The following is a 13,648-nucleotide window of genomic DNA, read 5'->3' on the forward strand; positions in this document are numbered from 1 at the left end:
GATCGGGCCGGGGGTCTGGTCAGCGGATTGGGTCATGCACGGTGACGAGCTTGGTCCCGTCGGGAAAGGTCGCCTCGACCTGCACCTCGGCGATCATCTCGGGCACGCCCTCCATGCATTGCGCGCGGGTGATCACCTCGGCCCCGGCCTGCATCATGTCGGCGACCGAGCGCCCGTCGCGCGCGCCCTCGACCACCGCGTCGGTGATCAGCGCGATCGCTTCGGGATGGTTGAGCTTGACCCCGCGGGCGAGGCGGCGGCGGGCCACCTCGGCGGCCATGGACACCAGCAGCTTGTCCTTTTCGCGGGGGGTGAGGTTCATGTCACAGTCTCCATGAGGCGGGAAGCGTGCCGCTGGTGAGCCGGTCGAGCACGGGCAGCAGTGCCGCGCGCAGATCGAACCCGTCGGCGGCAAGCAGTCGCAGAACGAGAAGATCGGGGGCCAGAAGCGTGGCCCCGGCGGCGGCGGGCAGGGCGGCGCGCAAGGGCGCGAGGTGGCTCTCGGCCTCGGGGGCGGCGAGGATCACGCTCGCCATCGCGGCGGCACCATTGGCCACCGCCGGGCGGGCGAGGTGGGCCGTCACATCACCTGAGAAGGAGAGCGCGTCGAGATAGAGCGGCACGCCGTCGCGGCAGATCTCGACCCGGTCGCGAAACCGCGCATCACGCAGGCTCTCGCCCATCAGCACGCGGCCGAAGATCACCGGCTCCACGATCAGCGCCCGGCCGCCGGGGGCGAGGTCGAGCGTGAGGCGGCGGTCGAGATGGCAGCCCTCGAACAGGATCGTCTCCTGCGGCAGCCAGTCGAGCCGGGCGCCTGTGGCCACGCGGAGGTGGTTGCGAATCCGCGCCGGAACGCTGCCCGTGGCCCGGTAGGCGCGCTCGGCGGCCTGGGTGGTGAGGCGCAGATGCGCGCCCGGCCCGGCCTCGGCCTCGATGCGCAGCCGGTCGCCGCCCGTCGCCCCGCCGGAGGTGTTGAGAACGACCGCCTCGACCCGGTTCGGCAGGCGGGGGAACAGCGCCCTGAGCGCCCCCTCCTGCCGCAGCAGCCCAAGCCGCGCGGCGCCCGTCGCATCCACCTCGGCGGTGATCCGCAGCAGGCCGCGCGCGCGGGGCGGCCCGGACGGCGCGATGTCGGGAGCAGGGCGGGGCAACTGCTGCAGCATGGGGTCTCCGGCGGCGGTTTGCCGGAAGGTTTGGCGCGACGGGCGCGCCGTGGCCACTTTTGCAGGCAGAGCATGCCGGTCGTTTCGTCAATCGCCCGAAAACACCTCACTCCAAGGCAGCGAATGCGCGATAATGAGGCGCTGGTGTATCAGCCGAGGATGCCCGGCCCGATGATCATTACCAGAAGTGGCACAGGGGCAGTGGCAAGCCCGAGGGTGAGCAGCAGCGGCAGGGGCCGGAACAGACGACTTAGCCCAGCGGCGAGCAGGATGCCGCCACCGCCGCCGATCAGCGAATTGCCCGGCAGATTGATCAGCAGCGCCAGCAGAAGGTGACGCCGCCGCAGCACCCAGGCCCGCGCCCAGCGCGGCACGCTGTCCTCAAGCCGCCGTATCCGGGTTTCGGGGTCGGTTTCCCGCAACCGGCCCAGCGTCGCCGCCGCGCGGGCAAAACCGTGCCGCTCCAGCGCCGCGCAGATGCGGGGTCCCGACAGGGCGAGGCCCGCCCCGTAGGCAAAGCTCAGCCCCAGAACCGTCGCGCCCCAGACAAAAGGCGCGGCGGAGGCCCCATGCGTCATCAGCAGCGCCAAACCGATCTCGGCCCCCGGCACGAAGGGGATCGCCAGCACCAGCGCATAGAGCAGCAGCAGCCCGGCCACGGTGGCGCCGAACAGTTCGATCCGGCCCTGCGCGGCCATCTCGGCGGCGAAATCGCGCAACCATAGCGCCAGCCACAGATTTCCCGCGATCAGCAGGACGATCAGCACCAGCCGAAAGGCCAGTCTGGGCAGGGCGGATTGCATGGAGCCTCCGGGCGCGGGTCTGGAACACCGGCCCCATCTAGGGGCTGGTGCGCCGATGTGCCAGTGCGGGACCGATCAGTTCGCGGCCGGATCGGCGGGGGCGATGACGATCCGCGTGCCCCAGTCGGCGCAGCGCTGCGCCAGCGCGGCGGGCGGCGGCGCATCGGTGTAGAAGGCGTCGATTTCGCGCAGCGAGGCGATGCGCGCAGGCGCCGTGCGCGAGAACTTGGAGCGATCGGCCACCAGCACCGTGCGGCGCGAGCGGCCCAGAAGGCTCTGGTTCACGCCGACCTCCTCGATGTCGAAGTCGAGCAGGTCGCCACTCTCGTCGAGGGCGGAGCAGCCGATCACCGCGAGATCGAACCTGAACTGCTGGATCGTCTGAGTCGTGAGCGCACCCACCAGCCCGCCATCCGAACGCCTGAGCGTGCCACCGGTGACGATCACCTGCGCCTCGGCGTTTTCGGCGAGAATATGGGCCACGTTGATGTTGTTTGTCACCACCATCAGCCCGCGATGGCGCAAGAGCGCGCGGGCCACGGCCTCGGTCGAGGTGCCGATGTTGAGGAAGATGGAGGCGTTGTCCGAGATATCGGCGGCGCAGGCGGCGGCGATCGCGGATTTAGGGCCGGGGTTGAGGCTTCGGCGGTGCTCGTAGCCGATATTGACGGTGCCCGATGGCAGCACCGCGCCGCCATGCACCCGGTCGAGCCGTCCTGCCTCGGCCAGATCGGTCAGGTCGCGGCGGATCGTCTGCAGCGTGACGTTGAAATGCTCGGCCAGCCCCTCGACGGTGACGCGCCCCTCGCGGCGCGCGATCTCGAGGATCTCGGGTTGGCGAAAGCTCTGTGACATCGGCGCGGTTCCCCTCGTGAATGTTCCATAATGCGCGGTATTGTGCGGAATGCAACGGAATCGCGGAATTGCGACACCCTTGGAGGTCGCGTCTCCGGAACCGGCGCACCCGAATCCTTCGTGTGGTAAGGCTCCGTCCAAGGCGGGGCGCCTGCGAAAAGCGAACGAAAACGAAAAATTGCACTTGCCAGACGCGGCTCGAAGATGCAGTCTCGCCGTTGAACCGAACACCGGGCGGGAGGGTCCACGTGTCGTCATCTCAGGCATCGGAGCCGGTCTCGGATCTTTTCGTGATCGGCGGCGGCATCAATGGCTGCGGCATCGCACGCGACGCCGCCGGACGCGGTCTGTCGGTGGTGCTGGCCGAGATGGACGATTTGGCGCAGGCGACCTCCTCCTCTTCGACCAAGCTGTTCCATGGCGGGCTGCGCTACCTCGAATATTTCGAGTTCCGGCTGGTGCGGGAAGCGCTGATCGAGCGCGAGACGCTGCTGCGCGCCATGCCGCATATCTCGTGGCCGATGCGCTTCGTGCTGCCCTATCATCCCAGCATGCGGTTCGAGAGCGACACGCCGACCTCGAAGCTGCTGGGCACGGTGATGCCTTGGATGCGGGGCCGCCGCCCGGCCTGGCTGATCCGGCTGGGGCTGTTCATGTACGACCATCTGGGCGGGCGGAAGATCCTGCCCGGCACCAGCACGCTCGATCTGCAGCGCGACCCGGCGGGTGCGCCGCTCGATCCCAAATTCGAGACGGCCTACGAATATTCCGACTGCTGGGTCGAGGATTCGCGTCTTGTCGTGCTCAACGCCCGCGACGCCGAGGCGCGCGGCGCGCGGATCATGACGCGGACCCGCGTGCTGCACGCCGCGCGGGAGGGCGATCTCTGGGCCGTCGAGGTCGAGGATCGCGAAACCGGCGCGCGGCGCACGCACCGTGCCCGGATGCTGGTCAATGCGGGTGGCCCGTGGGTCGGCAAGCTGCTCAAGGGCGCGATCGATGTGGAGACGCGCGAAGGCGTGCGCCTCGTGCGCGGCAGCCACATCGTCACCGAGCGGCTCTATGACCACGACAAGTGCTATTTCTTTCAGGGCACCGACGGGCGGATCATCTTCGCGATCCCCTACGAGACCGATTTCACGTTGATCGGCACCACCGATGCCGACCACCCCGATCCGTCGGAACCAGCTGTCTGCACTCCCGAGGAGCAGGAGTATCTGTGCCGCTTCGCAAGTCGCTATTTCGAACGCGAGGTGACGCGCGACGACATCGTCTGGACCTATTCGGGGGTGCGTCCGCTCTATGATGACGGGGCCAGTTCGGCCACGGCGGCGACGCGGGACTACACGCTCAAGGTCAACGCGACAGGTGGCGCGCCGGTGCTCAACGTCTTTGGCGGAAAGATCACCACCTATCGCCGCCTTGCCGAGAGCGCGATGGAGAAGATCGCGCCCTTCTTCGAGACCAAGAAGGGTCATTGGACGGCGGGCGTCGCACTGCCCGGCGGCGATTTCCCGGTGGACGGGGTCGAGGCGCTGATCGCGGGTCTGGAGGCGGATTATCCGTTCCTCGACCGGCGCTGGGCGCGGCGGCTGGTGCGCGCCTACGGCACCGAGGCGCGGCTCATCCTCGGCGATGCAAAGCGCCCGGAGGATATGGGCCGCGATTTCGGCGCGACGCTGACCGAGGCCGAGGTCGCATGGCTCGTCGAAAAGGAATACGCTCGCAGCGCGGATGACGTGCTGTGGAGAAGATCGAAGCTGGGGCTTCGCCTGACGGGAGATCAGGCGGCGGCGCTGGAGGACTGGATGCAGGGAGAGAGGGCCGCGCGGCACGGCTGAGGCCGCGCGACCGGGGAGGACGAGAATGACACTGACGCTGGAGGGCGTGTCGAAGCGGGTGGAGGGGCAAACCCATATCCACCGCACCGACCTCACGTTGCAAAACGGCACGATGAACGTGCTCTTGGGCCCGACCCTGTCGGGCAAGACCTCGTTGATGCGGCTGATGGCGGGGCTCGATCAGCCCTCCACGGGCCGCATCCTGTGGAACGGCGAGGACGTGACCGGCCAGCGGGTGCAGGACCGCAAGGTGGCGATGGTCTACCAGCAGTTCATCAACTACCCGTCGATGACGGTCTACGACAACATCGCCTCGCCGATGCGGATCTCGGGCAAGTCGAAACCCGAGATCGACGCCGCCGTGCGCAAATCGGCCGAGATGATGAAGCTCACCCCGCTTCTCGACCGCAAGCCGCTGGAACTGTCGGGCGGCCAGCAGCAGCGCTGCGCTCTGGCCCGCGCGTTGGTCAAGGATGCCGGTCTGGTGCTCTTGGACGAGCCGCTGGCCAATCTCGACTACAAGCTGCGCGAGGAGCTGCGCGCCGAGATCCCCCGGATCTTCGAGGAAGCGGGCTCGATCTTCGTTTATGCCACCACCGAGCCCGAGGAGGCGCTGCTTCTGGGCGGCCATGTCGCCACGCTCTGGGAGGGCAGGGTGACGCAGTTCGGCGAGACGCCGCGGGTCTATCGTCACCCGGTGGACGCGACCACCGCGCGGGTCTTTTCCGATCCGCCGATGAACTTCCTGCCCTTCGAGAAGCGCGGGAACGGCCTGCATCTTGACGGCGGCCGCGAGGTGCCGGCCGCGGGCGCGCTGGGGGCCTTGCGCGACGGGCGCTATCAGGGGGGCTTTCGCCCCAACCACATGGAGTTGGAGCGCGGCGCTCCCGGCGACATCGCGTTCGAAACCCGGCTCGCGGTGACCGAGATCACCGGCTCCGAGACCTTTGTGCATCTCGACCATCACGGCACCCGCTGGGTCGGGCTGATCCACGGCGTGCGCAACCTGCGTCCCGGGCAGGCGCTCACCGCCTATCTCGATCCGGCGCATGTCTATGTCTTCGCCGAGGACGGCACGCTCGTCGCCCCCGCCGCTTATGTGGAGGCCGCCTGACATGGCCAAGATCACGCTCGACAATCTCGCGCATTCCTACCTGAAACATCCGAAATCCGACGACGACTGGGCGCTCAAGGAGCTCAACCACGACTGGGTCGACGGCGAGGCTTACGCGCTCTTGGGCTCTTCGGGCTGTGGCAAGTCCACGCTGCTCAACATCATCTCGGGGCTGCTGCGCCCGAGCCGGGGCCGCATCCTCTTCGACGGGCGCGACGTGACCGACGCGCCGACGGCCGAGCGCAACATCGCGCAGGTGTTCCAGTTCCCGGTGGTCTACGACACGATGAGCGTTGGCGATAACCTCGCCTTTCCGCTCAAGAACCGCGGGGCCGATCCGAAATACATCGCCGAGCGGGTCAACTCCATCGCCGCGATGATCGGTATGGAGGACCAGCTCAAGCGCAAGGCGCGCGGGCTGACCGCCGACGCCAAGCAGAAGATTTCCCTGGGCCGCGGCATGGTGCGCGAGGACGTGAACGCGCTTCTGTTCGACGAGCCGCTGACCGTGATCGACCCGCATATGAAGTGGGAGCTGCGCACCCAGCTCAAGCAGCTGCATCACGACTTCGGCCACACGATGATCTATGTCACCCACGATCAGACCGAGGCGCTGACCTTCGCCGACAAGGTGGTGGTGATGTATGACGGGCGCGTAGTGCAGATCGGCACGCCGCAGGAGCTGTTCGAGCGGCCCGCACACACTTTCGTCGGCTTCTTCATCGGCTCGCCCGGCATGAACCTGTTCGAGGCCGAGGTGTCGGGGGCCAGCGCCATCGTGCAGGGCGTGTCGGTGCCGCTGGGCGACAGCTACGCCCCCGTGGCGGGGCAGGTGCAGATCGGTGTGCGGCCCGAATTCGTCCGGCTGCATGCGGGCGGCGAGGGGCTGCCCGCGCGCATCACCCGGGTTGAGGATGTGGGCCGTCACAAGATCGTCCGGCTCGATGTCGGCGGCACGACGGCCAACGCGATCCTCGATGAGGGGACGCCGGTGCCGGCGGGGGCCGACAGGGTGAGCTTCGATGCAGAGGCGATCAACGTCTATGCCGACGAGTGGCGCGTCGCGCCGGGGACCGCGCAGGGGAGGGCCGCGTGATGAACAAGACCGTCAACCAGAAGGCTTGGTTTCTCGTCCTGCCGGTGCTGATCCTTGTCGGTTTTTCGGCGGTGATCCCGCTGATGACCGTGGTGAACTATTCCGTGCAGGACACCTTCGGCAACAACGTCTTCTTCTGGGCCGGGCTCGACTGGTTCCGCGACATGCTCAAAAGCGAGCGGATGTGGAACGCTCTGGGCCGCCAGCTCGTCTTTTCGGGCATCATCCTCGCGATCGAGGTGCCGCTGGGCATCTTCGTCGCGCTCAACATGCCCAAGAAGGGCTTCTGGGCCTCGTTCTGCCTCGTGCTGATGTCGCTGCCGCTGCTGATCCCGTGGAACGTGGTCGGCACGATCTGGCAGATCTTCGGTCGGGTCGATATCGGCCTTCTGGGCTACACGCTGGCCAAGCTCGGCGTGAACTACAACTACACTCAGAACGTGATCGACGCCTGGGCCACGGTCATCGTCATGGATGTCTGGCACTGGACCTCGCTGGTGGCGCTCTTGGCCTATGCTGGGCTGCAATCGATTCCCGACGCCTATTATCAGGCCGCCAAGATCGACCAGGCCTCGCGCTGGAAGGTGTTTCGGTTCATCGAGCTGCCGAAGATGGCGGGCGTGCTGATGATCGCGATCCTGCTCAGGTTCATGGACAGCTTCATGATCTACACCGAGCCCTTCGTCGTCACCGGCGGCGGCCCGGGCAACGCCACCACCTTCCTGTCCATCGACCTCGTGAAGATGGCGTTGGGGCAGTTCGACCTCGGCCCGGCGGCGGCGTTCAGCCTGATGTACTTCCTCGTCATCCTGCTGATCTCATGGGTGTTCTACACCGTCATGACCAACCTCGACAAAAGGGATGGTGTCTGATGACCGACGCGACCTCCGCCCCCGGCGCGGCCTCGATCCCCGGCGACGTCAGCGCCGCCGAGCCGCGCGCCCGCAGCCGCCGCCGGTTCCGGCCCAATGGCTCGGTGATCGTAATGGCGCTCTACCTGCTGTTTCTGATGCTGCCGATCTACTGGCTCCTGAACATGAGCCTGAAGACCAATGCCGAGATCCTTTCGGGCTTTTCGATGTGGCCGCGCAACCTGACACTGGCCAATTACGAGAAGATCCTGACCGATCCGTCATGGTACATGGGCTACGTCAACTCGATCATCTACGTGACGATGAACACCGCCATCTCGATTGCAGTGGCGCTGCCCGCGGCCTACGCCTTTTCGCGCTACAGCTTCATGGGCGACAAGCACCTGTTCTTCTGGCTGCTGACGAACCGCATGGCGCCGCCCGCGGTCTTCGCGCTGCCCTTCTTCCAACTCTACTCCTCCGTGGGGCTGTTCGATACGCATATCGCGGTGGCACTGGCCCATACGCTGTTCAACGTGCCGCTGGCGGTCTGGATTCTCGAAGGCTTCATGCGCGGCGTGCCGCGCGAGATTGACGAGACCGCCTATATCGACGGCTATTCCTTTCCCAAGTTCTTCGTGAAGATCTTCATGCCGTTGATCGCGAGCGGCATTGGGGTGGCGGCGTTCTTCTGCTTCATGTTCTCATGGGTGGAGCTGCTCTTGTCGCGTACCCTGACGAGCGTCGATGCCAAGCCGATCGCGGCGACGATGACCCGCACCGTCTCGGCCTCCGGCCTCGACTGGGGCGTGCTGGCGGCGGCGGGGGTGCTGACGATCCTGCCCGGCGCACTCGTGATCTGGTTCGTGCGCAACTACATCGCCAAGGGCTTTGCCCTCGGCCGCGTCTGAGAGAGGGAGAGACGACATGGCATGGATGGCATGGACGGTCCCGACGGCGATCTTCTTTGGCACGATCGCGCTGCTTCTGATGATCTTCACGGTGCTGGCGATTCGCTATCCCGAGACGCCGCGCACCGGCGTGCTGGGGATCGAAACGACGCGCGGCGACCGGCTCTTCATCACGCTTCTGGGCTCCGCCTTCATCAATCTCGCCTGGTTGGGTCTGGTCGATGCGGCCCAGCCCTGGGCGATGCTGGTCTGTCTCGTCTATGCCGCGGCGGTGTTCCGCTGGGTCTGACGAGCTTTTAAGAAGCGCCGTTCGGGGAGGACGGCGTCGGTTCGATAAATGGGAGGAAACCATATGAACCCGCTTTTGAAATCCACCACCGCGCTGGGCCTCGCGCTCGGGCTGCTGGCGGGGCCCGCCATGGCCGACATGGAGGCCGCGCGCCAGTTCCTCGATGACACGATCGAGCGTTCGGCCCTCAGCCGCGAGGAGCAGGAAGCCGAGATGCAATGGTTCGTCGACGCCGCCGAGCCGTTCTCGGGCATGTCGATCAACGTGGTCTCCGAAACCATCCCGACGCATGAATACGAGGCCACCGTGCTGGCCCCGGCCTTCACCGCGATCACCGGGATCGAGGTCACCCACGACCTGATTGGCGAAGGCGATGTGGTCGAGAAACTGCAGACGCAGATGCAGTCGGGCGAGAACATCTACGACGCCTATGTCAACGACAGCGACCTGATCGGCACGCATTGGCGCTATCAGCAGGCGCGCAGCCTGACCGACTGGATGGCGAACGAGGGCGCGGACGTCACCAGCCCGACCCTGAACCTCGACGATTTCATCGGGCTGCAATTCACCACCGGCCCGGATGGCGAACTGTACCAGCTGCCTGACCAGCAATTCGCGAACCTTTACTGGTTCCGGCAGGACTGGTTTACCGACGAGAAGAACATGTCGGATTTCGAGGCCGAGTACGGCTATCCGCTCGGCGTGCCGGTCAACTGGTCGGCCTATGAGGACATCGCCGAGTTCTTCACCGGTCGCGACCTGAGCCATATGGGCGTCGAGGGCGAGGTCTTCGGCCACATGGATTACGGCAAGAAGGACCCGAGCCTCGGTTGGCGCTTTACCGATGCGTGGATGTCGATGGCCGGGATGGGCGACAAGGGCGAGCCCAACGGCCTGCCGGTCGACGAATGGGGCGTGCGCGTCAACGAGAACAGCCAGCCCGTCGGCTCCTGCGTGGCGCGCGGCGGTGCGACCAACTCGCCCGCGGCCGTCTATGCGATCGAGAAATACGTCGACTGGCTCAAGGCCTATGCGCCGCCCGCCGCCGCCGGCATGACCTTCTCCGAATCCGGCCCGGTGCCGGCGCAGGGCGAGATCGCCCAGCAGATGTTCATGTACACCACCTTCGTGCCGTCGCTGGTCGAAGAGGGCATCCCGGTCGTGAACGAGGACGGCTCGCCCAAGTGGCGCCTCGCGCCCAGCCCGCACGGGGCCTATTGGGAAGAGGGCATGAAGGTCGGCTATCAGGACGTGGGGTCGTGGACCCTTCTCGACAGCACCCCCGTCGACGAGGCCAAGGCGGCGTGGCTCTATGCGCAGTTTGTCACCTCGCAGACCGTGGACGTCGAGAAGTCGCATGCTGGCCTGACCTTCATCCGCGAGTCGACGATCCAGCACGACAGCTTCTCGGAGCGCGCGCCCGCCTTGGGTGGTCTCGTCGAGTTCTATCGCTCGCCCGACCGGGTGCGCTGGTCGCCCACCGGCACCAACATCCCCGACTATCCCAAGCTGGCGCAGCTGTGGTGGCAGAACATCGGCGACGCCTCCTCCGGCGCCAAATCCGCGCAGGAGGCCCTCGACAGCCTTTGCGAGCAGCAGGAACAGGTGCTCGAGCGGCTCGAGCGGGCTGGCATTCAGGGCGATCTCGGCCCCGTCATGAACGAGGAGCAGGACCCGCAATACTGGCTCGACCAGCCCGGCGCGCCCAAGCCCAAGCTGGAGAACGAGGACGAGGAGCCCCAGACCATCGGCTACGAAGAGCTGATCAAGTCCTGGCAGTGAGCCTGTGAACCGCCGGGGCCCTCGGGCCCCGGTATTCGCGCCGCGAAGCCTCCCCCTTCGTGGCGCGCCCTTTTCCAAGACACGAGCATCCGATGACCCACATCCTCGCCATCGATCAGGGCACCACCTCGAGCCGCGCCATCCTCTTCGATGCGCAGATGAAGATCGTCGGTCTGGCGCAGGAGGAGTTCCCGCAGCACTACCCCGACAGCGGCTGGGTCGAGCACGCCCCCGCCGACCTGTGGGACTGCACGCTCAAGGTCTGCCGCGAGGTGCTGGAGACCACCGGCATCGCCGCTACCGATATCGCCGGCATCGGCATCACCAACCAGCGCGAGACCACGCTGGTGTGGGAGCGCGAGACCGGCCGCCCGATCCACAACGCCATCGTCTGGCAGGACCGCCGCACCGCCGCCTTCTGCCGCGACTGGCGCGAGCGGGGCGAGGAGGAGGCGGTGACCGCCAAGACCGGGCTGATCATCGACCCCTATTTCTCGGGCACCAAGCTCAAATGGATCCTCGATCACGTCGAGGGCGCGCGCGACCGGGCGCGCCGGGGCGAACTCATGTTCGGCACCGTGGACACGTGGCTGATCTGGAACCTCACCGGCGGCCGCGTGCACGCCACCGACGCCACAAATGCCTGCCGCACCATGCTCTACGACATCCATGAAGGGCGCTGGAGCAGCACCATCTGCGGCATGCTCGACATTCCCATGGAGATGCTGCCCGAGGTGCGCGACTGCGCCGCCGATTTCGGCACGACCGAACTGCTCGGCGCGCCCGTCCCGATCCTCGGCGTGGCGGGCGACCAGCAGGCGGCGACGCTGGGCCAGGCCTGTTTCGCGCCCGGCATGCTGAAATCCACCTATGGCACCGGCTGCTTTGCCTTGATGAACACCGGCGAGACGCCTGTGCGTTCGACCCACCGGCTGCTGACCACCGTGGCCTACCAACTCGACGGCAAGCCGACCTACGCGCTCGAAGGCTCGATCTTTATCGCGGGCGCGGTGGTGCAATGGCTGCGCGACGGGCTCGGCCTGATCGAAAAGGCGTCCGAGACCCAAGGGCTGGCCGAGGGAGCGGACCCGCAGCAGCGTGTTATCATGGTCCCCGCCTTCACGGGCCTGGGCGCCCCCTATTGGGATCCCGACTGCCGCGGCGCGGTGTTCGGCCTGACCCGCAACACCGGCCCGCGCGAAATGGCGCGCGCCGCGCTGGAAAGCGTCGGCTACCAGACCCGCGATCTTTTGGAGGCGATGCGCGCCGACTGGCAGGGCGAAGGCGACGCCGCGACCTTGCGAGTGGACGGCGGCATGAGCGCCAGCGACTGGACCATGCAGTTCCTCGCCGACATCACCGGCGCTCCCGTCGATCGCCCCGAGATCACCGAGACCACGGCGCTGGGCGTCGCATGGCTCGCCGGAATGAAGGCGGGGATCTATCCCGACATGGAGGGCTTCGCGGCGGGCTGGAAGCTGGAGCGCAGCTTCAGCCCCGCGATGGACGAGGCCGCGCGCGAGGCGGGCTACGACGCTTGGCGTCGCGCGGTGGCCGCGACGCGCTCGGTATGACCGGCTTCGACATCCTCACCGCGGGGCGCGTGGTGTTCGGACGCGGCCGCGCCTCCGAGGCAGCCCCCGCGATCCGCGCCCACGGAGGCCGCGTGCTCTTGCTGCGTGGCAGTCACGCGGCCGCCGACCGCCTCGCCGCCGAACTGCGAGCGCTCGGGGCCGAGGTCGAGGAGATCCGTCAGATCGGCGAGCCGCTGCTCGATGATCTCGACGCCGTGGTGGCGCGGGGCCGAGAGCGTCGGGTCGATGTCGTGGTGGCCTTGGGCGGCGGCTCGGCGATCGACATGGGCAAGGCGGCCGCGGCGCTGATCCCGGCGCCGCACCCGGCGATGACCTATCTCGAGGTGGTGGGGGAGGGGCGTCCGCTCGACGTGGCCCCGTTGCCCTTCATCGCCCTGCCGACCACCGCCGGCACCGGCGCCGAAGTCACCAAGAACGCCGTGATCGGCGTGCCCAGCCATGGCCGCAAGGTCAGCCTGCGCGATGACCGGATGCTCGCCGACCTGGCGATCGTCGATCCCGCGCTCACCGATTGTGCGCCGCGCGGCGTGACGCTGGCCTCCGGGCTCGACGCGGTGACGCAGGTCATCGAGCCCTATCTCTCGTGTCGCGCCACCCCCTTCACCGACGCGCTGTGCCGCGATGCGATCCCGCGCGGGCTGAAGGCCCTGTCATGCCTGATACAGCACGAGGAGGAGGCCGCGCGCGACGATCTGGCGCTCAGCAGCCTGTTCGGCGGGCTAGCGCTGGCCAATGCGGGGCTGGGCGCGGTGCATGGCTTCGCAGGCGTGCTGGGTGGAGCGACCGGGGCACCGCATGGCGCGCTTTGCGGGCGGCTCCTGCCCGGTGTTTTGCGCACCAACGCGCGGGCCGTGGCGGGGGAGGGGGGCGACCTGACCCGTCACCACGAGGTCGCGTCTTGGATCGGCGCGGTCTTGGGCGAAATAGGCGACCCCATCGACCTTCTCGAAGCCCGTATCGATGCCTGGGGCCTGCCCCGGCTTGCGGCAATGGGCGTCGAGGCTTCCGAGATCGCCGTGCTGGCCGAAGCCTCGCGCGGATCGTCCTCCATGCGCGGCAACCCTGTCCCGCTTGGGGTCGCCACGCTGGAAGCGATCCTGCACGACAGCCTCTAGCGCCGCGCGAACCGCCCCGATCGCTGTTTTTTCGGGCAATCAGAACTTTTTGCTCCGGAGAGGCGTTTTTGCTGTTGCGACTCACGCGCCCCATCCCTAGATAGCCCCTCACCGGCGGCGCAGAGATGCGGTGTTGGTGGGAAATTCCGAAGGGGACGAGGCGGGGCGCCGCGAGTTAGGGCGCTGTCGTTTTTGTTTTCTTCACTGCTCTTTGACATTGATGATATCTG

General features: G+C 67.2%; 13 protein-coding genes. 9 read left to right on the forward strand and 4 right to left on the reverse strand.

Annotation, left to right across the window (positions count from 1 at the left end; translation table 11 throughout):
• Positions 1-19: 19 nt before the first annotated feature.
• The 4 genes from ACJASC_RS13990 to ACJASC_RS14005 form a co-directional block, all read right to left on the reverse strand.
• The gene (locus ACJASC_RS13990; protein ID WP_021693297.1) at positions 20-322 is read right to left on the reverse strand and encodes an urease subunit gamma; all 303 of its coding nucleotides are present in this window, start codon (positions 320-322) and stop codon (positions 20-22) included.
• 1 nt (position 323) lies between these two features.
• Positions 324-1,166 carry an urease accessory protein UreD gene (locus ACJASC_RS13995; protein WP_415146553.1) on the reverse strand — a complete coding sequence of 281 codons (843 nt, stop codon included), beginning with the start codon at positions 1,164-1,166 and terminating at the stop codon, positions 324-326.
• A 149-nt stretch (positions 1,167-1,315) separates the two neighbouring features.
• The gene (locus ACJASC_RS14000; protein ID WP_021693295.1) at positions 1,316-1,969 is read right to left on the reverse strand and encodes a hypothetical protein; all 654 of its coding nucleotides are present in this window, start codon (positions 1,967-1,969) and stop codon (positions 1,316-1,318) included.
• 75 nt (positions 1,970-2,044) lie between these two features.
• The gene (locus ACJASC_RS14005) at positions 2,045-2,824 is read right to left on the reverse strand and encodes a DeoR/GlpR family DNA-binding transcription regulator (protein WP_415146554.1); all 780 of its coding nucleotides are present in this window, start codon (positions 2,822-2,824) and stop codon (positions 2,045-2,047) included.
• A gap of 248 nt (positions 2,825-3,072) precedes the next feature.
• Between ACJASC_RS14005 and glpD the strand changes: the two genes are divergently transcribed.
• From glpD to ACJASC_RS14050, 9 genes are all read left to right on the forward strand, one after another.
• Entirely contained in the window at positions 3,073-4,665 is a 1,593-nt protein-coding gene (gene glpD / locus ACJASC_RS14010; protein ID WP_415146555.1) for a glycerol-3-phosphate dehydrogenase, read from the forward strand.
• 25 nt (positions 4,666-4,690) lie between these two features.
• On the forward strand, positions 4,691-5,779 hold the full coding sequence (locus ACJASC_RS14015) for an ABC transporter ATP-binding protein (protein ID WP_415146556.1): 1,089 nt from the start codon (positions 4,691-4,693) through the stop codon (positions 5,777-5,779).
• A 1-nt stretch (position 5,780) separates the two neighbouring features.
• Entirely contained in the window at positions 5,781-6,875 is a 1,095-nt protein-coding gene (locus ACJASC_RS14020) for an ABC transporter ATP-binding protein (protein ID WP_415146557.1), read from the forward strand.
• Positions 6,875-7,747, forward strand: a complete 873-nt coding sequence (locus tag ACJASC_RS14025; protein WP_415146558.1) for a carbohydrate ABC transporter permease — start codon at positions 6,875-6,877, stop codon at positions 7,745-7,747. The genes ACJASC_RS14020 and ACJASC_RS14025 overlap by 1 nt, the downstream gene beginning before the upstream one ends.
• Positions 7,747-8,637 carry a carbohydrate ABC transporter permease gene (locus ACJASC_RS14030; RefSeq protein ID WP_021693289.1) on the forward strand — a complete coding sequence of 297 codons (891 nt, stop codon included), beginning with the start codon at positions 7,747-7,749 and terminating at the stop codon, positions 8,635-8,637. The genes ACJASC_RS14025 and ACJASC_RS14030 overlap by 1 nt, the downstream gene beginning before the upstream one ends.
• Before the next feature lie 16 nt (positions 8,638-8,653).
• Positions 8,654-8,926, forward strand: coding sequence for a DUF2160 domain-containing protein (locus ACJASC_RS14035; RefSeq protein WP_021693288.1), 273 nt, complete (start codon positions 8,654-8,656; stop codon positions 8,924-8,926).
• A gap of 63 nt (positions 8,927-8,989) precedes the next feature.
• Positions 8,990-10,708 carry an ABC transporter substrate-binding protein gene (locus ACJASC_RS14040; RefSeq protein ID WP_021693287.1) on the forward strand — a complete coding sequence of 573 codons (1,719 nt, stop codon included), beginning with the start codon at positions 8,990-8,992 and terminating at the stop codon, positions 10,706-10,708.
• 92 nt (positions 10,709-10,800) lie between these two features.
• Entirely contained in the window at positions 10,801-12,282 is a 1,482-nt protein-coding gene (gene glpK, locus ACJASC_RS14045) for a glycerol kinase GlpK (protein ID WP_415146559.1), read from the forward strand.
• Complete coding sequence (locus ACJASC_RS14050) at positions 12,279-13,418, forward strand: iron-containing alcohol dehydrogenase (protein ID WP_415146560.1); 1,140 nt, start codon at positions 12,279-12,281, stop codon at positions 13,416-13,418. The genes glpK and ACJASC_RS14050 overlap by 4 nt, the downstream gene beginning before the upstream one ends.
• Positions 13,419-13,648: the final 230 nt, after the last annotated feature.

This window comes from Limimaricola cinnabarinus, assembly GCF_047631075.1.
In the GTDB taxonomy this organism is placed as follows: Bacteria; Pseudomonadota; Alphaproteobacteria; order Rhodobacterales; family Rhodobacteraceae; genus Limimaricola; species Limimaricola cinnabarinus.

Bases quoted from the DNA above. Each gene is read 5' to 3' on its own strand.
- ACJASC_RS13990 (WP_021693297.1), bottom strand. From the start codon at position 322: ATGAACCTCACCCCCCGCGAAAAGGACAAGCTGCTGGTGTCCATGGCC.
- ACJASC_RS13995 (WP_415146553.1), bottom strand. From the start codon at position 1,166: ATGCTGCAGCAGTTGCCCCGCCCTGCTCCCGACATCGCGCCGTCCGGG.
- ACJASC_RS14000 (WP_021693295.1), bottom strand. From the start codon at position 1,969: ATGCAATCCGCCCTGCCCAGACTGGCCTTTCGGCTGGTGCTGATCGTC.
- ACJASC_RS14005 (WP_415146554.1), bottom strand. From the start codon at position 2,824: ATGTCACAGAGCTTTCGCCAACCCGAGATCCTCGAGATCGCGCGCCGC.
- ACJASC_RS14015 (WP_415146556.1), top strand. From the start codon at position 4,691: ATGACACTGACGCTGGAGGGCGTGTCGAAGCGGGTGGAGGGGCAAACC.
- ACJASC_RS14020 (WP_415146557.1), top strand. From the start codon at position 5,781: ATGGCCAAGATCACGCTCGACAATCTCGCGCATTCCTACCTGAAACAT.
- ACJASC_RS14025 (WP_415146558.1), top strand. From the start codon at position 6,875: ATGAACAAGACCGTCAACCAGAAGGCTTGGTTTCTCGTCCTGCCGGTG.
- ACJASC_RS14030 (WP_021693289.1), top strand. From the start codon at position 7,747: ATGACCGACGCGACCTCCGCCCCCGGCGCGGCCTCGATCCCCGGCGAC.
- ACJASC_RS14035 (WP_021693288.1), top strand. From the start codon at position 8,654: ATGGCATGGATGGCATGGACGGTCCCGACGGCGATCTTCTTTGGCACG.
- ACJASC_RS14040 (WP_021693287.1), top strand. From the start codon at position 8,990: ATGAACCCGCTTTTGAAATCCACCACCGCGCTGGGCCTCGCGCTCGGG.
- glpK (WP_415146559.1), top strand. From the start codon at position 10,801: ATGACCCACATCCTCGCCATCGATCAGGGCACCACCTCGAGCCGCGCC.
- ACJASC_RS14050 (WP_415146560.1), top strand. From the start codon at position 12,279: ATGACCGGCTTCGACATCCTCACCGCGGGGCGCGTGGTGTTCGGACGC.